The following is a 24,204-nucleotide window of genomic DNA, read 5'->3' as shown; positions in this document are numbered from 1 at the left end:
GGCCAGTGATCGATGTTGCGCGGCCTCAAGCATTGCGCCAGATAGGCCGCCGCCGGTCGGGAGAGGTGCTTACTTGATAAAAATCAACACTGCAGCCCCCGTTTGTCCCAATCATAGGGGAATGCATGGCAATCATGACAACCCGGGATGAAACGATGGCGACATTGATACACGATCTGATCTTCGAAACGGCGCAGCGCGCGCCCCACGCGCCGGCCCTGTCGTGGCAGGGCGAGCAATTGAGCTATGACGCGCTGGCGCAGTCCGTGCGCGATGGTGCAAGCAGCTTGCTGACCCTGGGCTTGCAGCGTGGCGCGCGCGTGGCCGTGTACCTGGAAAAACGCCCGGAAAACGTCAGCGCCATGTTTGGCGCGGCGGCGGCCGGCGGCGTGTTCGTGCCCGTCAACCCGCTGCTCAAGCCGGACCAGGTCGCGTACATCCTGGCCGACTGCAACGTGGCCATCCTCGTCACCTCGCGCGAACGCCTGGCGCAGCTGGGCCCCGCGCTGGCCGCCTGCCCGGACTTGCAGACGGTGCTGCTGACGGGCGAAGGGGCGGCGGAGTCCAGCCTGGGCAAGGTCCGCGTGCTGCCGTGGAGCGCAGTGCCCGCCAATGTGCCCGCTGCGCCCAGGCCGCACGCGGCGATCGACATGGACATGGCCGCCATTCTTTATACCTCGGGCAGCACGGGGCGGCCGAAAGGCGTGGTGCTGTCGCACCGCAACATGCTGGCGGGCGCGCTCAGCGTGTCGGGCTATCTGCGCAATACGCCGGAAGACCGGATTTTATGCGTGCTGCCGCTCAGCTTTGATTACGGCCTGAGCCAGCTGACGACCGCGTTTGCCAGCGGCGCCTGCGCCGTGCTGATGAATTATCTGCTGCTGCGCGATATCGTCGAGGCCGTCGAGCAGGAAGCCATCACGGGCCTGGCCGCCGTGCCGCCCCTGTGGGTGCAGCTGTCGCAGCTGAGCTGGCCCTTGTCCACGCCCTTGCGCTACATCACCAATTCAGGCGGCGTGATGCAGCGCTCCACCTTGGACAAGCTGCGCCAGTCGTTGCCGCGCACGCAGGTCTACCTGATGTATGGCTTGACGGAAGCGTTCCGCTCCACCTATCTGGCGCCGGAACAGCTGGAGCGGCACCCCGATTCCATCGGACAAGCAATTCCCAACGCGGAAGTGCTGGTGCTGCGCCCGGACGGCAGCGTCTGCGACGCCGACGAACCGGGCGAACTCGTGCATCGTGGCGCGCTGGTGGCGCTCGGCTACTGGAACGATGCGGCGCGCACGGCCGAGCGCTTCAAGCCGCTGCCGCCGCAGGCCAGCGGCCTGGTGCTGCCGGAACTGGCCGTCTGGTCGGGCGACACCGTGCGCCGCGATGCGGAGGGCTTTCTGTATTTCGTGGGGCGCAGCGATGACATGATCAAGACGTCGGGTTACCGGGTCAGCCCGGCCGAGATCGAGGAAGTCGTGTATGCGAGCGGATTGGTGGGCGAGGCCGCCGCGCTGGGCTTGCCCCATGCCGTGTTGGGCCAGGCCATCGCTTTGCTTGTCACGCCCGCACCCGGTGTGGAATTGCTGCGCGACAAGGTGCTGGCCGCCTGCCGCGCCCGCCTGCCCAGCTATATGGTGCCGCAGTGGGTGGAAATCCGCGACGGCGTGCTGCCGCGCAACCCGAACGGCAAGATCGACCGTCCCTTGCTGGCCAGGGAACTGGCGCAGGCGTATGCGGTCCACTCAGGAGATGCGACATGAAGGACTTGATTCGCTCGAACAGTACGGAATTACCGTTGCACGCGGCCTTGGGCCAGCAGTTCGCCGTGGAAAACGACATGCTGCAGGTTGGCGGCGTGCCCTTGCGCCGGCTGGCCCAGCGGGTGGGCAGCACGCCGTTCTACGCGTATGACCGCGTGCACATCACGCGCCGCGTGGCCGAGTTGCGCGCTGCCTTGCCCGCCGGCGTGCATGTGCATTATGCGATGAAGGCCAATCCCATGCCGGCCGTGGTGCAGTGGCTGGCGGGCCTGGTCGACGGCATCGACGTGGCCTCGGGCGGCGAACTGGCGACGGCGCTCGATACGCCCATGCCTGCCGAACGCATCAGTTTTGCGGGGCCGGGCAAGAGCGAGGGCGAGCTGGCGCGGGCCGTGGCCGCCGGCGTACTGATCAACTTGGAATCGGGCGCCCAGCTGGAAAGGACGGCGCTGGCCAGCGAACGGCTGGGCGTGACGGCCAGGGTGGCCGTGCGCGTGAATCCCGATTTCGCCTTGCGCCGCACGGGCATGCGCATGGGCGGCGGCGCGCAGCCGTTTGGCGTCGATGCGGCCCGCGTGCCGGCGCTGCTGGGGCGCATCGGCCAGCTGGGCCTGGATTTCCACGGCTTTCACCTGTATGCGGGGTCGCAAAGCTTGTCGGCGCCGGCCTTGGCCGACGCGCAGGCCATGAGCGTGCAACTGGCCCTGCAACTGGCCGACAGCGCGCCGTCGCCCTTGCGCACGCTGAATATCGGCGGCGGCTTTGGCGTGCCGTATTTTCCCGGCGACCAGGCGCTCGACCTGGCGCCCGTCGCGGACGGCTTGCAGCGGCAGCTCGATCTGCTGGCCCAGGCGGCGCCCAGCGTGCGCCTGAACCTGGAGCTGGGCCGCTATCTGGTGGCCGAGGCGGGCGTGTATGTGTGCAAGGTGCTTGAACGCAAGGTGTCGCATGGCCAGGTCTTTCTCGTCACGGACGGCGGCTTGCACCATCACTTGGCCGCTTCCGGCAATTTTGGCCAGCTGATCCGCAAGAATTACCCGGTCGCCATCGGCAACCGGCTGCACGGCGGGCCGCGCGAAGTGGCGTCCGTCGTGGGACCGCTGTGCACGCCGCTGGACTTGCTGGCCGACCAGATGGAGATGGCGCGCGCCGAGGAAGGCGACCTGGTGGTGGTGTTCCAGTCGGGCGCGTACGGCTTGACGGCCAGCCCGACGGCGTTTCTCGGTCATCCGCTGCCGGCCGAGGTGCTCGTATGAGCGGCCTGTGCGGCTGGCTGGCTGCGGCGGGCGGCGCAGCGGGCCCGGCCACCGCCGATGCCGATGGCGCCGCGTCCACCGCGCTGGCCGGCATGGCCGCGCCCCTGTCGCGCTTCGACAATGCGCCGCAGGCCGCCAGCCTCAGCGAAGTGGGCGGCGTGGCCGTGGCCGCCATCGACGGCAGCCGCCACGTGTATCAGCAGGATGGCTTGCAAGTGGCGATCTGGGGCCGGCCCATGCTCGACGGTTCGGCCGATGACGTGGCGTGCCGCCTCGCGTCCCTGTGGCTGAGCCGGGGCGTGGCCGCCTGCGCCAGCCTGTCCGGACCATTCTCGCTGGCCATCCTCGACGCCTTTTCCGGCTCGGCCCTGCTGGCCGTGGACCGCGCCGGCATGCATCCGCTCAGCTATGCAAGCAATGCGCAGGGTCTGTTCTTTGCTTCCTCGCTCGATGCCTTGCTGGCCCATCCGTCCGTGCGGGGCGCGCTCGATCCGCAAGCGCTGTATCATTATTTGTACTTCCACATGGTGCCCGGCCCGGCCACGGCCTATCTTGGCCAGCAGCGATTGTTGCCCGGCGAATACCTGCATGTACGGGGCGGCAAGCAATGCAAGGGCAGCTACTGGCAACTGGCCTTCCACGAGCCGGCATCGTGGCGCAGGCGAGCCACCTTCGCCAGCAACAAGCAGGAATTCCTGCGCCTGTTGCGCCTGGCCGTGGAAAGCAGCCTGGGCAACGATAGCGCCAGCACGGGCGCCTTTCTCAGCGGCGGCACGGACAGTTCCACCGTGGCCGCCATCATGAGGCAGGTGACGGGCCGGCCCGCGCGCACCTATTCCATCGGTTTCGACGCGCCCGGCTATGACGAAATGGCGTATGCGCGCCTGGCCGCCAGCCATGCGGGCAGCATCCACCACGAACGCTACGTGACGCCAGCCGACGTGCTGGCCGCGATTCCCGCCATGGCGGCCATCTTCGACCAGCCTTTCGGCAACGCCTCGGCCATTCCCGCTTACTATTGCGCGCAGATGGCGCGCGACGATGGCGTGATCCGCCTGCTGGGCGGCGACGGCGGCGATGAATTGTTTGGCGGTAACGAGCGCTATGCGTACCAGGCCTTGCTGTCGCAGTACGAGCGCTTGCCCGTCATGCTGCGCCAGGCCATCCTCGAGCCGCTGCTCTTCCGCCAGCAAAGGGGCAAGCCTTGGCGGCTGGGCGACAAGGCGCGCCGCTACATCGAGCAGGCGAGCCTGCCGCTGCCGGCCAGGCTCGACGGCTACAACCTGCTGCTGCGCCATGGCTACCGCACGGTGCTGGAAGCGGGCTTCATCGACACCATCGACCCCGGCATGGCGCCCGGCTGCGTGAATGGCGCGTATTGGGAGCGGCAAGGCCAGGGCTTGAGCCAGATCAATGAGCTGCTGGCCCTGGACATGCGCTTTACCCTGGCCGACAACGACCTGTTCAAGGTGCGCAAGGCGTGCGAGCTGGCCGGCGTGGAAGCGGCGTTTCCCTTCCTGCACGATGCGATGGTGGCGTTTGCGTCGCGCCTGGCGCCGCGGGACAAGCTCGACGGCAGGCGGCTGCGGCCCTTCTTCAAGCGGGCGCTGGCGGAAATCCTGCCGCCGGCCATCGTGCGCAAGCAAAAGCACGGCTTCGGCTTGCCTTTCGGCCTGTGGCTGCACAGCCACAGGCCGCTGCGCGACTTCGCCTTCGACAACCTGGCGCAGCTGCGCGGACGCGGCATCGTGCGGCCCGCTTTCATCGACGACCTGCAGTGCCGGCTGCTGGCGGAACACCCGGCCTATCACGGCACCATGGTGTGGCTGCTGCTGATGCTGGAACAGTGGTTCAGCCAGCATCCGGGCGCGCTGGGTGCGCTTGCCGGCGGTTTTGCCGCAAGCGCCACAGAAACGCCAGGCATCCTCGATCCCACGGCGTAAAGCGGGGCAGCTGCAGCAAGTCAAGATTCGTGCCGGGGCGCGCCACGCCCCAGTCCGTCGCCACGGCCGCCTGGAAACCCAGCTTTTGCACCATCGCCACGTGCGGCGCGCCATAGTCGCGCCCGGCTTTGCCGTTCGGATACGCAAACACGGTGACGGGCGCTTGTATCAAGTCTTCCAGCCGGTGCTTGCCATCGGCGATGTCGCGCTGCGCGGCCTGGTCCGGCAAGGTGGACAGAATCGGGTGGCTGGCCGTGTGCGCGCCCAGCCCCATGCCGGCCGCCTGCAGTTGGTGCAGCTGCGCCGTGCTCAGCATGGCTGGCGGCCCGGCCGTGGCGCCCGCCTGGCGGCGGATCTGCAGGGCCAGTTGCTGGCGCCGCTCGAACGGCAGGTATTTGAGCTGGCCCAGCAAGGCGGCGATGGCCGCCTGCCGCTGCGCCAGGCTGCCGACGGGCAGGCAGTCCAGGCCGAGTTCCCGCAAATCCAGCTGGGGGCCGGCCGCCTGGCGCACGGCCTCGATCACTGTGTCGTTCCACATCTGCCCGCCATCGAGGTAGTCCGTGGCGATAAAAAACGTGGCATGCAAGCCGTGGCGCAGCAGCAATGGCAGCGCGACTTGCGCATTGTCCGCATAGCCGTCGTCGAAGGTGATGCAGGCGGCGCGCGGCGGCAAGTTGCCATCTTGCAGGCGCTGCACGGCCTCGCTGAGTGGCAGCGGCGCATAAAAACGTTTTACAAGGCGCAGCTGGCGCTCGAACAGCGCCGCATCGACTTCGCCGGGAAACAGCGGGTCGGGCCGCGCCAGCACGCGGTGGTAGATCAGGATGGACAGGGTGGCCGTCATGGCTGCTCCGCGATGGCGGACGGGGCCTTGACCCTGGCCTGGCGCGATGTCGGGGCCGGCGCGCGCAATTCGCGCTCGACGACGATGCGCGTGGCGATCAGGGCGGCCATCAGGTAGTACGGCATGTCGAAATACAGCAGGCTGAGGAAGGCGCCTCCCACGGCAAAACCGATCAGGCTGGCCTGGCTCATGGTGGCCAGGCCGTGTGCCCAGCGCAATTCCGGCTGGCCACGCGTGCGGCGGATGATGACGGCCGCCGTGCGCCAGGTAGCGACGCCCAGCGCCAGATAAATGAGCAGGCCGACGAAGCCGTGTTCGCCCAGTGCCTGGAAATAGATGCTGTGCGCCGCATGCACGTCCATGGGGTTCGGTGCATAGCGGGCAAAGATGGCGGCGTCGGAGACGTCGAAGCCGCCGCCGGGAAAGCGGTCGCGCGCCAGGTTCCAGGCCATGCGCCAGGCATTCAGGCGGCCCATGGCGGATACATCGTCCTGGTAGGTATTGATGGTGTCCATGCGTTCTGCCCAGCGCTCGGGCATGAAGGCCAGCAGCAGCGGCGTGACCGCACCGAGCAGCGCGCCCAGGACCAGCTTGCGGTCGCTTTTCAGCCACATGAACAGGCCCATGGCCGCGATGGCGAGCAGCCCGCCGCGCGAATACGAGCCCAGCGCGGCCAGGGCCGACAGCAGCATGGCGCCGGACAATCCATGGCGCACCCAGCGTTTCTCCGTGTTTTGCTGCAGGTAATACATGAGGGGGATGGTGATGATCAGGGCCAGGGCCAACGCGTTGTTATCGCCAATAAACGTTTCTTCCGGCCCCCACACCCGTTCCGTGCCGCCGCTGCGGATGGTGAAGATGCCGCCTTTCACGCCATAAAAGCCGATCGAACCCACCAGCACCCAGACCAGGCGCACGATGTCGCGCCGCGTGCGTATCACCATCATGATCACAAAGCTCATCAGCATGATCTTCATGACCTTGTTCCACTGCACCCACGATGACTCGGGCAGCAGGGCAAACGGCGCCGTGACGTTCATCCACGCGACGAACAGCAGCAGCAGCACGCTGACGGGCGTGAGCGGCAGGTTTTTCGGCTCGCGCGTCATCGCAAGGCTGATCAGGGTGGCGATGGCGATGATGAAGGCGAACGGCATGTGGGTGGCAAAGCCCCAGCCCTGCGTGTGCGGGTTCATCACGCTGACCCAGACCCACATCAGGCCGCCGATGGCCGGCGTCTTCAGGATGAAGGGCAGGGAGCCCAGGATGATGATGGTAATCAGTATGTCGCGCATGAAAGGGGGCGCTCCTGGTTGTGCCCGGGTTGGCAAGGTCTTGATGCCTGTCAACGGGCTGGCGGACAGGCTCAGTACACTGGATCAACACTGCTGTAGTACATAGTTTTGTCATGGTAAGACCAAGGAGGCATGTCCTTGTTGACCGTTCTCATGGCGACCTACAATGGCGCCGGCACCTTGCCCCAGGTATTGCGCGCCTACATGGGCTTGCGACCGCCCGTGGGCGGCTGGCGCCTCATCATCGCCGACAATGGCAGCACGGACGCCACGGCCAAGGTGATCGCCGCCTTCCGCGGCCGCTTGCCCCTGAGTTCCGTCCACGTGGCGCGGCGCGGCCGCAGTCCCGCCCTGAATGGCGCCGTCGAGTATGCCTTGCGCCTGGGCGGCGATGGCAGTGAGCTGTTCGTCTTTGGCGACGACGACGCCATGCCCGCGCACGACTGGCTGTGCCGCTTGCAGGCCTGCGCGCGCGCCCACCCCGGCTATGCCCTGTTCGGCGGCGCCATCGTGCCCGCCTGGCGCGAGCAGCCGGCGGACTGGCTGCTGCGCCTGACCCCGGTCGGTTTGACGTGGGGCATCACCAGCCCCGATTTGCGCGATGCCCCCATCTATCCGGGCCTTGTGTGGGGCGCCAACATGGCGATCCGCCGCCGCGTCTTCGAGGCGGGCGCCCGTTATGACGAAAGCATCGGCCCGCAGGGTGCGAATTACGCCATGGGCAGCGAAACCCGGCTCAACCTGGAGATGCATGCGGCCGGCAATCCGTCCTGGTTCTGTCCGCAGGCGCGGGTGGCGCACATCATCCGCGCCCCGCAAGTGCGGCGCGCCTGGATACTGCGCCGCGCCATGCTGTTCGGCCGGGGCCAGTGCCGGCTGGCGACCCTGGCGCCCAGCGTGGAATTGCTGGGCGTGCCGCGCTGGATGCTGGGCAGATACGTGCGCGATACGCTCGGCGCCGTGCGGGCCTGGCTGCGGCGCGACCACGCCGACCTGTTCCTGCGCCAATGGGAACGGGCCTGGCTGCGCGGTTTCTTCCATGAAGCGTGGCGGGGACGGCGCAAACGCTTGCCGCGCATCGTCATCAGCAGTTATTCGGGCGAGCTGGGCGGCATGGAGCTGCGCATGGCGCAAGAAGCGAGCATGCTGGCCGCGAACGGCTATGACAGCGTGCTGGCGCTGCGGCGCTTTCCCGGTTTTACTGCCTGGGTGCAAGGCTTGCGTGCGCAGCATCTGCAGGTGCGCGTGTATGAACCGCCGCTGTTTCTCGAACACTGGGCCTGGCGCCGCTGGAATTGGCTGCGCGCCAGGGTCACGGGCGCGTGGCGGCTGCGGCGGCTGCGGCCGGATCTGGTCCATGTGGCGTTTTGCTGGACCAGTTACGGCGCGTCCATCCTGTGGCTGGCGCGGCAATGCCGGCTGCCGGCCGTGATAAGCGTGCACAATGCGTTTCCGTTGGAAGCCTTCAGCGCCTGGCAGCGGCCCCGGCTGCAGGAAGCATTCCGCACCGTCAAAGGCGTATATGCCGTGTCGCCGTCGGCCATGCGGCATTTCCTCGACCTGTACCGCGACATGCTGAGCCCGGAAACGCGGCTGGCCGTCATTCCCAATGGCGTCGATACGGACACGTTCATCGTCTCGCCCGAGCGGCGGATGCTGGCGCGCAAGCAGCTGGGGCTGCCGCCGGACGCGCTCGTGCTCGGCTGCGTGGCGCGATTGTCTGCGCAAAAGCGTCCGCAAGCGCTGCTGGACCTGTTCGCCAGGCTGGCGCCGCAGTTTCCCAACGTATATTTAGTGCTGGTCGGCACGGGGCCGCTGGAAGCGATGCTGCGGCTGCAGGCGCAGCAGACGGGCTTGCAGGACAGAGTCGTGTTTGCCGGTTTCCGGCAGCGCGTCGAGCTGCTGATGCCGGCCTTCGACCTGCATGTACTGCTGAGTAAGAACGAGGGCTTCGGCATCGCCACCATCGAGGCCATGGCCTGCGGCGTGCCGGCCGTGGGGACGGACGTGCCGGGCACGCACGATATCCTGCACGATAGCGCAGGCGGACTATTGCTGCCGCTTGAAGACGAGCACGCCGCCTGCGCGGCCGTGGCGCAGCTGCTGATGGACGCGCCCCGGCGCTCCCGCATGGGGCGGCTGGCGCGCGAGGAAACCGTGCAGCGCTATTCGATGCCGCGGCTGGAACGCCAGCTGCGCGCATTTTACGCCGGCCTGGTGTAGGCGCGGGCGGCCCGCATGAGCGCCACCCGCCATTCGTTTTTCTTTTCGTTTGCCGAAAAATACACGGTGCTGCTGCTGGGCATCATCGCCACCATGGTGCTGTCGCGTCTGCTGACGCCGGCCGAGGTCGGTGTGTATTCGCTGGGCGCCGTGCTGGTGGCCTTGGCGCAAGTGGTGCGCGACTTTGGCGTGGGGCAATACCTGATCCAGGAAAAACAGCTCGATGCCGTCAAACTGCGGGCCGCGCTGGCCACCAGCCTGCTCGTCGCCTGGCTGCTGGCGGCCCTGGTGCTGCTGGCCAGCGCGCCGCTCGCGCATTTCTATGGCGAACCACGGCTGACCCTGGTGCTGCGGCTGCTGTCGGTCAATTTCCTGTTGATTCCGTTCAGCGCCTTGACCTTGCCGATGCTGCGTCGCCAGCTGCGCTTTCGCGCCATTTACGCCATCAATGCGGCCAATAGCGTCGTCAACCTGCTGGTGGCCGTGCTGCTGGCGCTGCAGGGCTACAGTTATATGAGCATGGTGTGGGCGGCGCTGGCCGGTTCCTGCGCTTCGCTGCTGGTGAGCCTGCTGGTACGGCCCCGCGAACTGCCGTGGCTGCCGGGACGGCGCGGCATGGGCGATATCGCCCGCTTTGGCGCGTATGCGACGGGGGGCGGCCTCGTCGACGAGGCGGGCGTGGCGGCGCCGGACCTCATCATCGGCAAGCTGATCGGCATTGAAAGCCTGGCCCTGTTCGGCAAGGCGCAAAGCGTGCTCAATATCTTTAACCAGGCCATCACCAGCGCGATTTCGCCCGTCTTGTTTCCCCTGTTCGCGGCGCGTGCACGGGAAGGGGGCGGCCAAGGCGGGCAGGGCGGAGCGGAACGCGTGTATTTGCGTACGATCAGCTACATGACGGCGCTGGCGTGGCCGTTCTTTCTCTTCCTCGCCTGCATGGCTTTGCCCCTGGTCAAGGTGTTGTACGGCACGCAATGGATCGGATGTGTGCCCTTGATCCGCATCATGTGCCTGTCCTCGGCCGTGTATAGCATGTTCAGCATGGCCCGCTACCTGTTCGTGGCGACGGGCCAGCTGCATGCGCAGGTGCGGCTCGATGCCTGGGCTGGCGCCATCAAAGTGGCGCTGCTGCTGGCCGCGGCACCGTTCGGCCTGGTGGCGGTGGCCTGGGCCGTGGTGCTCAGCAACGTGCTGCGCAGCTGGCTCAATTACGGCTGCCTGCGGCGCTTGAGCGCACTCGACTGGCGCATCCTGACGCGGGCCTTGCGCAAGAGCCTGCTGCTCTGCGGCTTTAGCACCGTCGCGCCCGTCGCTTCGCTGCTGTGGCTGCCTGCCGATACGCCGGCGTTGCTGGCGCTGGCAGGCACGGCGCTGGTCACCTTGCTGTGCTGGCTGGCCGGTCTGTTCCTGTTGAAGCATGAGCTCGCTGGCGAATTTCTGTTATTGCAACGCAAGCTGGCTGGCCGTTGGCTGGCCGTCAAATGCACGAAAGGATGACCATGCGTGTCGGTATCTTGTCCTACCCGATGCTGTTCCAGCGCGACGGCGGCTTGCAGATTCAGGTACGCGAAACCATTGCCGCGCTGAACCGGTTGCCCAAGCAGCCGGCGCGGCCCCTGGAGGTGCAGCTGGTGGACGCCAACCATGAGCGGCTGGCCGATTTCGACGTGTTGCACGTGTTTTCGGCGAGCAATGGCACTTACCGCATCATGGAAATGGCCAGTGAGCAAGGCGTGCCCGTGGTGCTGTCGCCGCTAATGGCGCCCAGCTGGAACCGCGCCAGCGCCTGGCGTGCGCGGCTGGCCGACCGCCTGGCAGGGCGCCTGACGGAATGGATGGTGCAAACGAGCTATGCGCAAACGCGGCGCGCCTTGCAGCTGGCCGATGTGGTGATCGCCCTGGGCCAGGCCGAGCGCGACGCCATCGTGCAAGGCTTTGGCTTGGGGGGCGACGCCATCCACGTCTTGCCGAACGGCATCAACCCGCATTTCTTCACGGCCAATGGCGACCTGTTCCTGCGCGAGACGGGCATCGCCGGGCCGTTCGCGCTGATGGTGGGCAGCATTTCGCCGTATAAAAACCAGCTGGGCCTGGCCCAGGCGCTGGCCGGCGCCGGCTTGCCGCTGGTGCTGATCGGCGCCGCGCCGCGCGAACAGCAGGCGTATCTGCAGCAATTGCTGGACTTGCCGCACGTCAGCTGGCTCGGCGCGCTCGACCACGCCGACCCGCTGCTGGCCAGCGCCTACCATGCGGCGGCCGTGGCGGCCTTGCCCAGCCAGGGCGAAGTGTTTCCCTTGAGCGTGCTCGAAGCGCTGGCGGCAGGTACGCCCGTCGTCATGACGGCGCAAAGCGCGCTCGATTTGCCCGATTCCGCGTTTGCGCTGCGCAAGGTGCGCTGGGACGACGGCGCCGCGCAGCGCCAGGCCATCCTCGAACTGCTGGCGCAGCCGCCCGAGCGCGCGCGCGTGCAGGCGCTGGTGGAGCGTTTTACGTGGGAGCGGGTGGCGGCGCAGATCGTCGATTGTTACTACCAGGCGCAGTCGCTGCCTGCCAGGAGGCAACATGCTGTTTAACTCCTTCGCCTTTCTGTTCGGCTATCTGCCCATCGTGCTGGCGGGCTATTTTTTGCTGGACCGCTGGAACCGTGCAAGCGGGGGGCTGGCACTCGGCTGGCGCCCGTTGGCGCCAGCCGCTTGGCTGGCGCTGGCATCGCTGTTCTTTTATGCCTGGTGGGACGTGCGCTACCTGCCGCTGCTGCTGGCGTCGATCTGCATCAATTACGGCGCCGGCCGCCTGATCGGCGCACACGCGGGCGCGGCCCGCAAGCGCGTGCTGGTGGCGGCGCTGGCGCTGAACCTGGGGTTGCTCGCGTACTATAAATATGCGAATTTCTTCATCGACAGCGTGACCGCCGTCGCCGTGGCCACAGGCGCCGACGCCGCCGGCCTGCCGTGGCACGGTCTCGACATCATCCTGCCGATCGGCATCTCGTTCTTTACCTTCACGCAGATCGCCTTCCTCGTCGATTGCTACCGGGGCGAGGTGCGCGAATACCGTTTCATCCATTACGTGCTGTTCGTCAGTTACTTTCCCCACCTGATCGCCGGCCCCGTGCTGCACCACCGCGACATGATGCCGCAGTTCGCCGATCCGGCCAATGCCCATCCGCGCGCCGCCAATTTCGCCGTCGGCCTGTCGATTTTCACCATCGGGCTGGCAAAGAAGGTGCTGATCGCCGACAACCTGTCGCCGCTGGCCATCCCCGTCTTCGCGGCGGGCGCCCAGCCGACCCTGATCGAGGCGTGGATCGGCGTGCTGGCCTACACCTTCCAGCTGTATTTCGACTTTTCCGGCTATTCCGACATGGCCATCGGCCTGTCGCGCCTGTTCGGCGTGAAATTGCCGCTGAACTTCAACTCGCCGTACAAGGCGGCCAACATCGCCGACTTCTGGCGCCGCTGGCACATGACTTTGTCGCGTTTCCTGCGCGACTATTTATACATTCCGCTGGGCGGCAGCCGGCGCGGCGAAGTCATGCGCTACCGCAACCTGATGCTGACCATGCTGCTGGGCGGCCTGTGGCATGGCGCCGGCTGGACCTTCGTCATCTGGGGCGGCTTGCATGGGCTGTATCTGGTGCTGCAGCAGGCGTGGCAGCGGCTCTTCGGCGCGGCACCGGGGTACTGCTGGCTGCGCTGGTGGCCCGGCGTCCTGACTTTTCTTGCCGTCATGCTGGCCTGGATCTTCTTCCGCGCGCCCGACGTGGCCACGGCCTGGGATATAAGCGGCGCGCTGGTGGGCGCGAATGGCGTGAGCCTGCCGCGCGGCCTGGCCAGCCACGCCTCCAGCCTGGCGCAATGGGGCTGGCAGCCCGCATTCGACGGCATCCGCTGGATCGAACTGGCCGGTCCCGGCTTGCCCGTACTGCTGGGCGCGATGCTGCTGGCTTTCAAGGCGCCGAACACGCAGGAAATATTCTTTCTCTATGAGCCTGCCATTGAAAGAATCTTTCAGCCTGCGGGGCGCTGGGCGTTCAGCTGGCGGCCCACGTCCCGCTGGAGCGTGGGCTTGGCCGCGCTGTTCGTCGCCTGCATCTTCGGCATGAACCGCGTCACCGAATTTCTTTACTTCCAGTTCTGAGCATGGACACCGCCGCCCGCCGCTACGTCATCGGTTTTTTCGCCTGCGTCTTCCTGGTGCTCGGCTCCGTCTCGCTCCTGAACTACCAGGTCGACCCCTACCTGCTGCACCAGTGGGACAGTCCCTTGGTGCAGCGCCCGCGCCAGCTGAACGAAAAGCTCGGCGCCTGGGCCAAGACCTATGCCGTGGCGCGCTACCGGCCGGCCATCATCTACATCGGCAATTCGCGCACGGAACTGGGCTTGCCCACAGGCGTGCGCGCCCTGTTTGACGGCAAGAGCATCTTCAACAGCGCGGTGTCCGGCGCCTCGATCGGCGACGCCATCCGTCTGGCCGAGCATGCGGCCAGGGTCAGCCGCGTCGAGACCATGGTGTGGGGCATCGACGCGCCCACGTTTTCCCTGGACATGGGAGCGGCGCGCGTGGAGGACAGCCTGACCGGTGCCCGGCACGGCTTTTTCGCCCGGCGCGCCCTCGTCAACCTGAAGCGCGGCCTGACCCTGGACATGACGGAGGACAGCGTGCGCATCCTCACCGGCAATGCCGGCGATGTCTGCCGCTCGAACCTGGCCTTGTATGGGCAGCGCGACGAGACCTGCACCATCAAGGGGATAAGGCATTGGCTGGGAACGGCAGACGCCATACCCGTGCGGCTGCAGGAATTCAGCGATGGCCTGGGGCCGACGCCACCCTCGACACCAGCGTTTGATGCCAGCATCGGCAAGCTGTGCCGGGGCGGCCTGCGCCTGCGCATGTACATCAACCCCACGCACGCATTGACCTTGTACGCGCTGCACTGGCGCGGCAAGTGGGATGCCATGCAGGCCTGGCAGCGTGGCCTGGTGCGGATCGTCGAGCGCCACCGCCGGCAGGGCTGCGACGTGCGCCTGGTTGATTTTTCCGGTTTTAACAGCATCACGACGGAACCGACCCCGCTCGTCAGCGGCAAGCCCGACATGCATTATTACTGGGAAGTGTCGCATTACCGGGACAATGTGGGCCGCTTGATCCTGGCGCGCCTGTTTGGCGGCGGCACGCCGGCGCCCGCCGATTTCGGCGTGGAGCTGACGCCCGCCAACGTCGACGCCCACCAGGCCGCCATGCGCGCCGCGCGCGACCGCTATCGCGTGGAACACGCGCGCGAGGCGGCCTATACGCAGCAGGTGCTGGACGGACCGCTGATCCGGCGCTGATGCAGGGCGCCACGTACGCCATTTCTCCACTTTCGATGCTGACCATGGATACCACCGCCCGCCGCTACCTCGCCACCTTCTTTGCCTGTGCGCTGGCCGCGCTGGCCCTCGTTTCCGCCGTGAACTATCACGTCGATCCCTACTTGCTGCATCAATGGGACAGCCCGCTGCTGCAGCGATTGCGGCCGACGACGGAAAAACTCAGCGTGTGGGGCAAGACGTATGCCGTGGCGCGCTACCGGCCCGCCGTCGTCTACATCGGCAATTCGCGCACGGAAATGGGTTTGCCGGTGAACAGCATGCGTACTTTGTTCGATGGCAAGAGCGTTTTCAACAGCGCCGTCTCGGGCGCCTCGATCGGCGAGGCCATCCGCCTGGCCGAGCACGCGGCCAGGGTCAGCCAGGTCGACACCATGGTATGGGGCATCGACGCGCCTTCGTTTTCGCTGGAACTGGGCTCGGCTGGCGTGGAGCCGGGCTTGACGGACGGCGGCCCCGCGTTTTTCGCGCGGCGTGCCTTGCTCAACATCAAGCGCGGCCTGACTGTGGACATGACCCAGGACACGTGGCGCATCCTCAGCGGCACCTATGACGGCGTGTGCCTGTCCAGCCTGGCCTTGCTGGGCCAGCGCGACCATGCTTGCATCACGGCCCGCAACCATGGCTGGGCCGGCACGGCGCGCGCCTTCAAGCCGCGCCTGCAGGAGTTTGGCGACGGCCTGGGGCCGACGGCGCCCGCGCTGCAGGCCTTCGAGGCCAGCGTCGGCAAGCTGTGCCGTGGCGGCACGCGCTTGCGCCTGTACATCAATCCCACGCACGCGCTCACGCTCGACGCCCTGTACTGGCGCGGCAAGTGGGACGCCATGGAAGCCTGGCAGCGCGACCTGGCGCAGATGGCCGGGCGCTACCGGCGCCTGGGCTGCGACGTGCGCCTGGTTGATTTTTCCGGTTTCAACAGCATCACCAGCGAACCGATCCCGCAGGTGACGGGCGCGCGCGAGATGCGCTATTACTGGGAAGCGTCGCACTACCGCGACAATGTGGGCCGTTTCATCCTCGCGCGCCTGTTTGGCGGCGAGGTGCCGCCGCCGGCGGACTTCGGCGTCGAACTGACGGAAAGCAGCATCGCGGCCCACCAGGCGGCCACGCGGGCCGCGCGCGAGCGCTATCACGCGCAGCACACGGAAGAAACGGCCTATCTGCGCCACGTGCTGACCTTGCCCCGCGAACCCAAATAGGACGTCGTTGGAACCAGACGTACGCCGCGGGGCAGGGGGCTTGCGCTATGATGATGTTTTGCCATCCAGCAAGTTCCAGGACACACCATGAAAATCGCCTTCTTTGCCAGCCAGCCCTACGACCGCCGTTTCTTTGATGAAGCCTTGCCGTCCCAGCCCGACGCGGCCGGCATCGAACTGGTCTACCACAGCGCCTTGCTGAGCCAGGAAACCGCGATCCTGGCGCAAGGCGCGCAGGCCGTCTGCGTCTTCGTCAACGACGTGCTCGACGCGCCAGTGCTGGAAGCGCTGCACGGCTACGGCGTGCGCGCCATCCTGCTGCGCTGCGCCGGCTACAACAACCTCGACCTGGAAGCGGCCCGGCGCCTGGGCCTGTTCGTTGCCCGCGTGCCCGCCTACTCGCCGGAAGCCGTGGCCGAATACACCTTGGCCCTGGTGCAGACGCTGAACCGCCACACGCACCGCGCGTATGCTCGCGTGCGGGAAGGCAATTTCTCGCTCGACGGCTTGCTGGGCGCCACCTTGCACGGCAAGACCGTGGGCATCGTCGGCACGGGCAAGATCGGCCTGGCCACGGCGCGCATTTTCAAGGGCTTCGGCTGCACGGTGCTGGGCCACGACCCGTATCCGGCGCCCGCGTTCGCGCAACTGGGCATGATGGTGGAATTGCCGCAGCTGCTGGCCGAGTCCGACATCGTCTCGCTGCATTGCCCGTTGATGGAGAGCACGCGCCACATGATCAGCGAAGCAACGTTGCCGCTGATGAAGAAGGGCGCCATGCTGGTGAACACCTCGCGCGGCGGCCTGATCGACACGGGCGCCGTCATCGAAGCGCTCAAATCGCGCCAGCTGGGCTCATTGGCCATCGACGTGTACGAGCAGGAAAGCAATCTGTTCTTCCAGGACCGCTCGTCCGACATCATCGACGACGACATTTTCCAGCGCCTGATGACCTTCCCGAATGTGCTGGTGACGGGCCACCAGGGCTTCTTCACCATCGAGGCGCTGCGCGAAATCGCCGCCATCACCTACCACAACCTGGCGTGCTTCCGCCAAGGCAATGCGTGCGAGAACAGCGTATTAACTGCTTGATGCCGGTTTCTTTGGCTTGGGCGGCGGCTTGGGTTTCGGCTGCGGCAAGGCGTCCGCCGTGCGCCGCGCCAGCTGGGACAACCAGTCGCGCTCGTCCCACAGCCCGCCATCGATGAGGAAATACGGCTTGGCTTGCGGGTAGGGCGGCGCTTCCTGCAGCGTGCCCATGGTGCTGATCCAGGCGCGGCCCGCGTCCGTCGGCTTGATGAAGAGCTGGTCGTCTGCGACGATGGCGAACATCTTGCCGTCGCAATACAGGCCGTACTCGCCAAACATTTTTTTTGCGCTGATACCGCCCGCGCCCGTCATCTGGTCGAGCAGGAAATCCACCGTGCCTTGCTGTGATGCCATGTTGTCCTCCGTATCAAGGAATAGTGTAACGCACTGGCCAGGACAGGGTGGTGCGGCTACACTACGGCCATTGATTTTTTCGCATGAATTATTCTTCCATGACACCCCACCATATTATTCACCGTGGCATCACCATCGCCACCCTGACGGCTGACCAGGCCGTCGAAACCCATTGCGCACCGGGCCATACGGCCATCCGTGAGCAGGCCGATGGGTGGTGGCTGTATTTTGTCGACGAGGACGGCAACGTTGACGGCTACGACAGCCCGTTCGCCAGCCACGCCGAAGCGTTGTGGGCGGCCAAGGCCGCAGCCGAGTTCAGCGCGCAATGAAGGCCAGCCCCTGGGCCTTCCTGGGCTTGCCGCAAGCGCCCGTGCCGGAAGCGGAGAGCGCGGAATACGGCGCCTGCCGCGCCGAACTCCACGGCAAGCGCCTGGTCTTGCGCGTGGCCAAAACCACGCCGACGAAAACCGGCCAGTTCGTCACCGTCTGGAAACGCCCCCATCCCGACGCCGACATCGCCCCGCTGGACGAAGCCGACCCCGTCGATGCCGTCATCATCGCCGTGGCCGATGCCGACGGCGACGGCGCGCGGCACGGCTTTTTCATCTTCCCGCGCAGCGTGCTGATCGAGCGCGGCGTGATGTCGCGCGCCGGCCAGGGCGGCAAACGCGCGCTGCGCGTGTATCCGCCCTGGTGCGCGCCGGAAGCGCCGCAGGCGCGACGCACGCAGCGGTGGCAGGGGGAGTGGTTTGTGGCGCAGGAGGATGTATCCGGGATTGCTTGCTTGCTGAAAGGCTGAACCAGACCTTAATATTATCTAGTCGAATATTGATATATACATGCCATCGTTGCAGATATATACTCAATGTAAGCGGCATGGAGTCCAATAAATGCCGGGGAATATGCTCTTTCTGAAAAATATAATATGAAGAAATTTAAAATATATGGTTTTTTCCTTGCTTTGGTATCGCTATGTGGCTGCTCTCCAGATCCCGGAAAAATTGCAGGGGAGTTGAATGCCTACGGAAACGAAGTCGCTGCTTCGTTCGAAGCAAAAATGAGTTATGACTCCTTGGTGCAGACCTTAGAAAAGCCCAGGCTCTCCTATGTGCTGAAATTTTCGACAGATGCCGTCGAATTCATGTCGGCGCCTGGCGCAGATGTCGACAGGGCGAAGTTCCTGGCAAACCTGGCGCGTACTGAGATTTGGCAGGCCAGGGTGTGCACTGAAAAAATAAAACAGTTAATGACAAAGCATAAAATGTTTCTTGTTTCATTTAATCTCACAAATACGTCAGGCGAGACACAGGCAATGGGTGTCTGTACGTCTAACTGAGCCTGCAATGTGTTTTCATCAATAATCAAAAAATGGAAGATTTGTGGAAAATGTAACGAAATTAAAGAGGTTAATTGAGGTTGCATTAGTTCTTATTCCACAAACCACGCCAGAGATATAAAAAAAGTGATCTGCCTGGTCGATGCCATTACTACGCCAGAAAAGTCGGAAGTATGGAAAAAGCTGGGGGACAGCTTACTTGAGGAAGCGGAAAATACCAGCACATCAGATGTGGACTCATACTCTTTCCTTGTGGTTGGTAGTGGATGCGTAGGGCTGTCGATAGGCTTAAAGCGTGAGGAAAATCAGAAGGCATCACAAGCGTGAGCCTGTAACATGCACGTGTGCTCCTTTCAAGAGAACGCGATCATATTTACCGTTTCAGACCTGCTGCGGTTAGCAAATGGACCATCAACGCAAGGCGGACAACATCACGCAGCAAGCGGATTTAGCGGAGAATTGGCGATATCACGCAGGAATGATATTAAACAGTCGCATGGCATCCGGCATTTCCGGTGCCGCTATAAGCTGGACAGGTCCGCCAACGGCCGTGAGATAGGACCTGACGCGATCAAATAGCACGACCGCCTTTTCGTTGGTGAAATGACGCGACGTATACAGGAAGCCATCGACCTGGAGCGGATTGCGATACACGGCCAGCGCCCATTGTTGCGGCAGCGTGTAACTTGAGGTGCCGGTCAGGCCAGCATGTCCGCCCATCTGCTTGAGCAAATGGCCGGTCAGGTCAAACAGTCGCAAACTACCAATGAATTGATGTACCCACCGGCGATCAATCTCGGATTTGGCGATAGGAAATGCGCCCTTCACAGGCACTGCATCGTGCAACAGGGACTCGGCAAGAGCAACATCAAAGCTCGGCCCCAGATAGCAAGTGTTGTATTCGGGATGGCCTTTCTTGCAGCCAGGTGCATCAAACCGGTTCCCTCCGCTGGAGCCAAAATAGGGTTCGCCAGTCGCATGTCCCGAGATACGGTACAGGCTGGGCACCGGCAACCCGACGACGGGAAGCGTCGCGCTCGTTGCCAGCACCTTCGGAGGTGGTTTCAGCCTGGTCGCGGCCACATCATGCCTCCCTGAACGCTGTCGCTGCGGCGATGACGTCGGCAAATTTTCCTTTCCGTAAAGCATTGAGCGGACTGCTGCCGTTGAGCGACATCCGCGCAGTGGTGAAGAATTGCCACTTGCTGGACCCAGCCAGCTGGCCCAGTTCCTTGTTCACTTTGCTGAGCTGGCGACGGTTCAAGGTGGGATCGGCGAAGAAGGCAGGGTACAGCTTCTTGCCGGAGACACTGTCCATGGAAAACATTCGCTGTTCCGTCACGGCCTTGCTGATCGCCTGCCGCGTCACGCCCATTTGCTCGGCCAGTGTTCTTGAATCGACCAATTCGCCTTTCTTTTCCAGGCTTGCATATCTTTGCATTTCCTGGCGGGAAAACTGATCGAGGAATGCCTGGTTTTCTGGCGGAATCGTGCTTATACCGGCTTGCATAGTATGTGTGCGCTGGAATCGCTGGATCAATTCCTGGAGATCTGCACTAGAAACCACAGGCACTCCCGGCAGCTGTCGCGGCACATACGCCGCATCCTTTTCACGCGCATGATGCGCTAGCTGTTTGGGGCGTCGTATCTTGACCAATACGTAGCCCTCGCCAAGGTCGATGCCTTTTGCGCCGATCTTTCGGAGCGAATCACCCAGGGCCTTGCTTGCGTCAGGCACTGTCATTCGATGCGCGCTCTTCGCTTTTGCCGGCTTTGAGACTTCCAACTTTGCCATGACACCCTCCAGTTACCATACCAGATTCTACTCCATAAGCTGATATTGACAACCAAAGCAACCTTATTCGGTGGCGTTTCGGCGTTAAGCCACCTTGCTCACTACATACCGGTACTTTCCCGACGCCTCCGCCGCGATTTCGTCGACTTCCTCGATGGCGATGTCGACCTGCGTGCCCAGCCTGGCCTGGAAAGCGGCGACGATGGCGCTGCGCGTGGCGTCGTCCAGGCGCGGCAGGCAGACGAGCAGCACGCGCGTGCGCAGCAGGCTTTCCTGGATGATCTTGAAACTGCGCACCTGCGGCAGTTCGCGCACGATGTAGACGAGGGCCAGGCCGTGCATGACGGTGCCGTCGACGGCCGTGAGGAAATCCGTGCTGCGCCCTTCGATTTTCTGCAGCAGGGGCAGGCCGCGGCCGCAGGTGCACGGCTGCGTGCCCAGCGCGCCCACGTCGCCCGTGGCGTAGCGGATGAAGGGGTAGTCCTGCGTGGCCAGGTGGGTGACGACGATGTCGCCGGTGGCCCCTGGAGGCAGCGGCCGGCCCTGGCCATCAACGATTTCCACGATGATGTCTTCGGCCGTGATGTGCATGCCGCCGTCCGGGCATTCGTGGGCGATGAAGCCCGCGTCGCGCCCGCCGTAGCCGTTGGCAACGGGGCAGCCGAAGGCGGCGGCGATCTGCGCGCGCTGCTCGTCGTACAGGCGTTCGGCCGTGACGAACGCCACTTTCACGCCCAAGCCGTCGAGCGGCAGGTCGCGCGCGCTCGCGTGGCTGGCGATGCGGCACAGAGCGGACGGATAGCCGAACAGCATGCGCGGGCGCCAGCGGCGCAATTGCTGCACGTAGCCATCGAGGCGCGCGGGCGACATGGCAAACGCGGGCAGCAGGGTGGTGCGCAGCAGCGCGTCGCGCACGCGGCGCAGGCGGTCCTGCGCATGCAGCTCGATGGGAGAGCCCCACAGCACGGCTTCGCGGTCGCCGATGTCGACGCCCCACCAGCGCGTGGCGCGCCACTTGGCGGCGATGTCGTGGCTGACCCTGCGCCTGCCGAGGAAGAATTGCAGCGGTTCGCCGCTGGAGCCGCCCGTGGCGAACGGGCGCAGGCCCACGGCGCGGGCGGACTTGAAGCTGTCGCGCGCGCTGGAGATATCCGCCTTGCGCAGCAGCGGCAGGCGCGATAGATCGGCCAGTTGCCGCACCTGCTCGGGGTCGAAACCGCTGCGGGCGAACAGGGCGCGGTAGTAGGGCACGTGCGCGCCCGCGTGGCGCAGCAGCGCGCGCAGGCGCGCCAACTGCCACTCTTGCAGCTGCTGGGCGCTCCACCATTGCGAGCGTTCCAGCCGGCGCAGCAGGCGCGCGCTGTGGTGGCCCTTGAGCCATTCATGCAGGGGAAACAGCCAGCGGGCGACGCAGCGTGTGTAGACGCCGGGGCGCGGCGCGGCGCGGATGCGGCGGTAATGGGCGGCCAGCCTGGGTGCAATGCCGGGCCATCCGAAGGCGGCGGCGTGCGCCAGGCCCGCCTCTGCCAGCGCGCGGGCGCGCGGCCGGTCGCGCAGCAGCGCCAGCATGGCCTGCGCCATGGCGGCCGGATCGCCGGGCGGCACCAGCAAGGCCGTCACGCCGTCCTGCAGCAGCGCGGGGATGCCGCCCACATTGGTGCTGACGACGGGCACGCCGCAGGCCAGCGCCTCGAGCACGGAATTGGGCATGTTGTCGGCCAGGCTGGGATTGAGGACGATGTCGCTGGCCTGGTACAGCGCCGGCATGGCCGCGTTGTCGACGGGGCCGGCGAAGCGTACGGCATCTTGCACGCCGAGCGATCTGGCCAGGCGCGCCAGCGCCGCGCGCTGCGGTCCGCCCCCGGCCAGCACCAGGCGCGCCGCGGGAAAAGCCTCGCGCACGATGGCGAAGGCGCGCACGGCGCTGGCATTGTCGTACAGCTGTTCCAGATGGCGCGCCACGAGGATGCACGGGCCGGCGTCGCCAGGCGCATGCAGCGCGGCCGGCGCAAAGCGCTGCAAGTCCACCGCGTTCGGCACGATGTGGGCCGTATGGCCGTACTGCTCGAAGACGCCGGCCAGGTAGGCCGACGGCACGACGATGGCGCTGGCGCGGCGCAGGCTGAACGCCACCAGGCGCGGCGAACGGGCGAAAAAGGCGGCCGCTTCGCCGCCCCGGTAATTGAGCAGGGCGGGTTTGCCTTTCCAGCTGGCGATCCACAGCGCGGGGGCGGCCTGCAGGTGCCATGACCAGCCGGAATTGGCCATGATGTGGAACAGGTCGACCGTATTGGCAGCGCGCCACAGGCGCCATAGCAGCAGTGGCAGGCGCAGCGCGGCGCGCAGGTAGCGGATGCGCGCCAGCCAGGGCGGCAGCACGGGGCCGTTGACGGCCAGCAGCTGCACTTGCGCGCCGTCCTCGCGCAGCAGCCGCGCCAGCTGCGCCGTTTGATTGGCCATGCCGCCGGCCGGCGGCGGCTGCGGGCCGACCAGCGCGATGCGCAGGCCCGTGAAGATCATGGCACGACTCCGGCCGCACCCGCCGCCACGCGCGCATACACGGGCGCATAGCGGCCCACGCTGGCGCTCCAGCTGCGCTCCGTCTCGACGAAGGCGCGCGCCTGGCGCCGGAGCAGCGGCCAGCTGGCCGGTGCCAGCAGCAGGTTCAATATTGTCTGCGCCAGCGCCCCGGCGTCGCCGGCGCGAAACAGCATGCCCGTCGCGCCATGCTCGATCAGTTCGCGGTGGCCGCCCACGTCGGACGCCACCACGAGGCGGCCCTGCGCCATCGCCTCGAGCGGTTTCAAGGGCGTCACCAGCTCCGTCAAACGCATCGGCAGGCGCGGATACACGCAGATGTCGACCAGCTGATAATAGCTTGCCACCTGCGCATGCGGCACTCTGCCCGCGAAGACCACGGCATGGTCTATGCCCAGCTGCGCCGCCAGCGCCCGCAGCGCCGCGTCCTGCGGCCCGCCGCCAGCCAGCAGCAGCCGCAATGCCGGCTGCGCCGCCAGCATGCGCGGCATGGCGCGCAGCAGCAGGGCCAGCCCCTCGTAGGCATAGAACGAGCCGATGAAGCCGATGACCAGATGGCCATGCAGGCGCAGTTTGTGCGCCAGCCAGAGATCGTCGGGCGCGGTGATGCTGAAGGCCCCGGCATCGACGGCGTTCGGGATCACCGTGATTTTATGCGCGGACACGCCGCGCGCGCACAGTTCGCGCCGCAGGCCCTCGCAGATCGTGGTGACGGCGTCGGCGCGGCGCAGCGCATAGGTTTCCAGCGCCCGCGTGAGCCGGTAGCGCAAGCCGCCGGGCCGGCTGCTGCCATGGTCGGCGGCCGCGTCTTCCCAGAAGGCGCGCACTTCGTACACGACGGGAATGCCCAGCGCGCGGCCCGCGTTGAGGGCGGCGATGGCGTTCAGCGCGGGCGAGTGCGCGTGCAGGATGTCGGGCTTGAGCCGTTGCGCCAGCCGGCGCAGTCGCACGGCCAGGCCGACGATGACGGCCACCTGCCGCAGCACGGGCAGGTGTGCCCACCAGCGGGCATCGGGCGCCGTGCGGTAGAAATGCCAGCCGTCGACCAGCTGCTGCGCGCCATCGGACGGCCCCTGCTTGGCACTGGTGAGCTGCATGGTGAACCAGCCCAGTTCGCGCTGCTGCCGCAGGATGGCCAGGGTGCGGAACGTGTAGCCGCTGTGCAGGGGCAGCGAGTGGTCGAGGATGTGCAGGATGCGCATG

20 protein-coding genes are annotated in these 24,204 nt (G+C 65.8%); 13 read left to right on the top strand and 7 right to left on the bottom strand.

Going from position 1 to position 24,204, the window contains the following annotated elements:
• Positions 1-155: 155 nt before the first annotated feature.
• Genes AC1Q6X_RS06965 through AC1Q6X_RS06955 form a run of 3 tightly spaced genes read left to right on the top strand, consistent with a single transcriptional unit; the run spans position 156 to position 4,953 of the window.
• Positions 156-1,754: an acyl-CoA ligase (AMP-forming), exosortase A system-associated gene (locus tag AC1Q6X_RS06965; RefSeq protein ID WP_492496020.1), complete on the top strand. Its 1,599-nt coding sequence runs from the start codon at positions 156-158 to the stop codon at positions 1,752-1,754.
• Complete coding sequence (locus AC1Q6X_RS06960) at positions 1,751-3,010, top strand: pyridoxal-dependent decarboxylase, exosortase A system-associated (protein ID WP_492496018.1); 1,260 nt, start codon at positions 1,751-1,753, stop codon at positions 3,008-3,010. Before AC1Q6X_RS06965 ends, AC1Q6X_RS06960 begins: the two co-directional genes overlap by 4 nt.
• Entirely contained in the window at positions 3,007-4,953 is a 1,947-nt protein-coding gene (locus tag AC1Q6X_RS06955; RefSeq protein ID WP_492496016.1) for an asparagine synthetase B family protein, read from the top strand. The genes AC1Q6X_RS06960 and AC1Q6X_RS06955 overlap by 4 nt, the downstream gene beginning before the upstream one ends.
• On the opposite strand, the gene AC1Q6X_RS06950 is transcribed toward AC1Q6X_RS06955, so the two are convergent.
• Together AC1Q6X_RS06950 and AC1Q6X_RS06945 are read right to left on the bottom strand one after the other, a co-directional pair.
• Positions 4,862-5,797, bottom strand: a complete 936-nt coding sequence (locus AC1Q6X_RS06950) for a polysaccharide deacetylase family protein (RefSeq protein WP_492496014.1) — start codon at positions 5,795-5,797, stop codon at positions 4,862-4,864. The two genes, AC1Q6X_RS06955 and AC1Q6X_RS06950, sit on opposite strands and share 92 nt — an antisense overlap.
• Positions 5,794-7,092, bottom strand: a complete 1,299-nt coding sequence (locus AC1Q6X_RS06945; RefSeq protein WP_492496012.1) for a putative O-glycosylation ligase, exosortase A system-associated — start codon at positions 7,090-7,092, stop codon at positions 5,794-5,796. The genes AC1Q6X_RS06950 and AC1Q6X_RS06945 overlap by 4 nt, the downstream gene beginning before the upstream one ends.
• Positions 7,093-7,230: 138 nt before the next feature.
• Between AC1Q6X_RS06945 and AC1Q6X_RS06940 the strand changes: the two genes are divergently transcribed.
• The 7 genes from AC1Q6X_RS06940 (at position 7,231) to AC1Q6X_RS06910 (ending at position 16,978) form a co-directional block, all read left to right on the top strand.
• On the top strand, positions 7,231-9,315 hold the full coding sequence (locus tag AC1Q6X_RS06940; RefSeq protein ID WP_492496010.1) for a glycosyltransferase: 2,085 nt from the start codon (positions 7,231-7,233) through the stop codon (positions 9,313-9,315).
• A gap of 15 nt (positions 9,316-9,330) precedes the next feature.
• Positions 9,331-10,812: an oligosaccharide flippase family protein gene (locus AC1Q6X_RS06935; protein ID WP_492496008.1), complete on the top strand. Its 1,482-nt coding sequence runs from the start codon at positions 9,331-9,333 to the stop codon at positions 10,810-10,812.
• A gap of 2 nt (positions 10,813-10,814) precedes the next feature.
• Complete coding sequence (locus AC1Q6X_RS06930) at positions 10,815-11,888, top strand: glycosyltransferase family 4 protein (RefSeq protein ID WP_492416830.1); 1,074 nt, start codon at positions 10,815-10,817, stop codon at positions 11,886-11,888.
• Entirely contained in the window at positions 11,878-13,455 is a 1,578-nt protein-coding gene (locus AC1Q6X_RS06925; RefSeq protein WP_492496005.1) for an MBOAT family O-acyltransferase, read from the top strand. The genes AC1Q6X_RS06930 and AC1Q6X_RS06925 overlap by 11 nt, the downstream gene beginning before the upstream one ends.
• Before the next feature lie 2 nt (positions 13,456-13,457).
• Positions 13,458-14,648, top strand: coding sequence for a hypothetical protein (locus AC1Q6X_RS06920; RefSeq protein WP_492496003.1), 1,191 nt, complete (start codon positions 13,458-13,460; stop codon positions 14,646-14,648).
• 44 nt (positions 14,649-14,692) lie between these two features.
• Positions 14,693-15,886: a hypothetical protein gene (locus AC1Q6X_RS06915; protein ID WP_492496002.1), complete on the top strand. Its 1,194-nt coding sequence runs from the start codon at positions 14,693-14,695 to the stop codon at positions 15,884-15,886.
• Between the two features lie 87 nt (positions 15,887-15,973).
• Positions 15,974-16,978, top strand: a complete 1,005-nt coding sequence (locus AC1Q6X_RS06910; protein WP_230503358.1) for a 2-hydroxyacid dehydrogenase — start codon at positions 15,974-15,976, stop codon at positions 16,976-16,978.
• On the opposite strand, the gene AC1Q6X_RS06905 is transcribed toward AC1Q6X_RS06910, so the two are convergent.
• Complete coding sequence (locus tag AC1Q6X_RS06905; RefSeq protein ID WP_230503356.1) at positions 16,967-17,329, bottom strand: TfoX/Sxy family protein; 363 nt, start codon at positions 17,327-17,329, stop codon at positions 16,967-16,969. The two genes, AC1Q6X_RS06910 and AC1Q6X_RS06905, sit on opposite strands and share 12 nt — an antisense overlap.
• 98 nt (positions 17,330-17,427) lie before the next feature.
• Here AC1Q6X_RS06905 and AC1Q6X_RS06900 point away from each other — a divergent pair, with 98 nt between their 5' ends.
• From AC1Q6X_RS06900 to AC1Q6X_RS06890, 3 genes are all read left to right on the top strand, one after another.
• Positions 17,428-17,661 (top strand): hypothetical protein, encoded by a 234-nt coding sequence (locus AC1Q6X_RS06900; RefSeq protein ID WP_099408574.1) that lies wholly within the window; start codon positions 17,428-17,430, stop codon positions 17,659-17,661.
• Positions 17,658-18,131 carry a MepB family protein gene (locus AC1Q6X_RS06895; protein ID WP_492495999.1) on the top strand — a complete coding sequence of 158 codons (474 nt, stop codon included), beginning with the start codon at positions 17,658-17,660 and terminating at the stop codon, positions 18,129-18,131. The genes AC1Q6X_RS06900 and AC1Q6X_RS06895 overlap by 4 nt, the downstream gene beginning before the upstream one ends.
• Before the next feature lie 126 nt (positions 18,132-18,257).
• Entirely contained in the window at positions 18,258-18,668 is a 411-nt protein-coding gene (locus tag AC1Q6X_RS06890) for a hypothetical protein (protein WP_492495997.1), read from the top strand.
• 468 nt (positions 18,669-19,136) lie between these two features.
• Here the strand turns inward: AC1Q6X_RS06890 and AC1Q6X_RS06885 are convergent, their stop codons facing one another.
• From AC1Q6X_RS06885 to AC1Q6X_RS06870, 4 genes are all read right to left on the bottom strand, one after another.
• A complete protein-coding gene (locus AC1Q6X_RS06885; RefSeq protein WP_492495995.1) occupies positions 19,137-19,751 on the bottom strand; it encodes an RES family NAD+ phosphorylase in 615 nt (204 codons plus the stop codon).
• A gap of 1 nt (position 19,752) precedes the next feature.
• Positions 19,753-20,463, bottom strand: coding sequence for a hypothetical protein (locus AC1Q6X_RS06880; RefSeq protein ID WP_436541948.1), 711 nt, complete (start codon positions 20,461-20,463; stop codon positions 19,753-19,755).
• Positions 20,464-20,547: 84 nt separating this feature from the next.
• The gene (locus AC1Q6X_RS06875) at positions 20,548-22,983 is read right to left on the bottom strand and encodes a glycosyltransferase (protein WP_492495993.1); all 2,436 of its coding nucleotides are present in this window, start codon (positions 22,981-22,983) and stop codon (positions 20,548-20,550) included.
• A complete protein-coding gene (locus tag AC1Q6X_RS06870; protein WP_492401464.1) occupies positions 22,980-24,203 on the bottom strand; it encodes a TIGR04063 family PEP-CTERM/XrtA system glycosyltransferase in 1,224 nt (407 codons plus the stop codon). Before AC1Q6X_RS06870 ends, AC1Q6X_RS06875 begins: the two co-directional genes overlap by 4 nt.
• Position 24,204: the final 1 nt, after the last annotated feature.

This window comes from Janthinobacterium sp. GW823-FHT06H09 (genome assembly GCF_058794735.1).
Note: the sequence above shows the minus strand (reverse complement) of the source record. Positions and strands in the feature narration are given on the sequence as shown.

Coding starts and splice junctions, on each gene's coding strand:
- AC1Q6X_RS06960 (WP_492496018.1), top strand. CDS start 1,751: ATGAAGGACTTGATTCGCTCGAACAGTACGGAATTACCGTTGCACGCG.
- AC1Q6X_RS06890 (WP_492495997.1), top strand. CDS start 18,258: ATGAAGAAATTTAAAATATATGGTTTTTTCCTTGCTTTGGTATCGCTA.
- AC1Q6X_RS06880 (WP_436541948.1), bottom strand. CDS start 20,463: ATGGCAAAGTTGGAAGTCTCAAAGCCGGCAAAAGCGAAGAGCGCGCAT.
- AC1Q6X_RS06915 (WP_492496002.1), top strand. CDS start 14,693: ATGGATACCACCGCCCGCCGCTACCTCGCCACCTTCTTTGCCTGTGCG.
- AC1Q6X_RS06875 (WP_492495993.1), bottom strand. CDS start 22,983: ATGATCTTCACGGGCCTGCGCATCGCGCTGGTCGGCCCGCAGCCGCCG.
- AC1Q6X_RS06965 (WP_492496020.1), top strand. CDS start 156: ATGGCGACATTGATACACGATCTGATCTTCGAAACGGCGCAGCGCGCG.
- AC1Q6X_RS06920 (WP_492496003.1), top strand. CDS start 13,458: ATGGACACCGCCGCCCGCCGCTACGTCATCGGTTTTTTCGCCTGCGTC.
- AC1Q6X_RS06930 (WP_492416830.1), top strand. CDS start 10,815: ATGCGTGTCGGTATCTTGTCCTACCCGATGCTGTTCCAGCGCGACGGC.
- AC1Q6X_RS06870 (WP_492401464.1), bottom strand. CDS start 24,203: ATGCGCATCCTGCACATCCTCGACCACTCGCTGCCCCTGCACAGCGGC.
- AC1Q6X_RS06935 (WP_492496008.1), top strand. CDS start 9,331: ATGAGCGCCACCCGCCATTCGTTTTTCTTTTCGTTTGCCGAAAAATAC.
- AC1Q6X_RS06955 (WP_492496016.1), top strand. CDS start 3,007: ATGAGCGGCCTGTGCGGCTGGCTGGCTGCGGCGGGCGGCGCAGCGGGC.
- AC1Q6X_RS06925 (WP_492496005.1), top strand. CDS start 11,878: ATGCTGTTTAACTCCTTCGCCTTTCTGTTCGGCTATCTGCCCATCGTG.
- AC1Q6X_RS06950 (WP_492496014.1), bottom strand. CDS start 5,797: ATGACGGCCACCCTGTCCATCCTGATCTACCACCGCGTGCTGGCGCGG.
- AC1Q6X_RS06910 (WP_230503358.1), top strand. CDS start 15,974: ATGAAAATCGCCTTCTTTGCCAGCCAGCCCTACGACCGCCGTTTCTTT.
- AC1Q6X_RS06900 (WP_099408574.1), top strand. CDS start 17,428: ATGACACCCCACCATATTATTCACCGTGGCATCACCATCGCCACCCTG.
- AC1Q6X_RS06895 (WP_492495999.1), top strand. CDS start 17,658: ATGAAGGCCAGCCCCTGGGCCTTCCTGGGCTTGCCGCAAGCGCCCGTG.
- AC1Q6X_RS06945 (WP_492496012.1), bottom strand. CDS start 7,092: ATGCGCGACATACTGATTACCATCATCATCCTGGGCTCCCTGCCCTTC.
- AC1Q6X_RS06905 (WP_230503356.1), bottom strand. CDS start 17,329: ATGGCATCACAGCAAGGCACGGTGGATTTCCTGCTCGACCAGATGACG.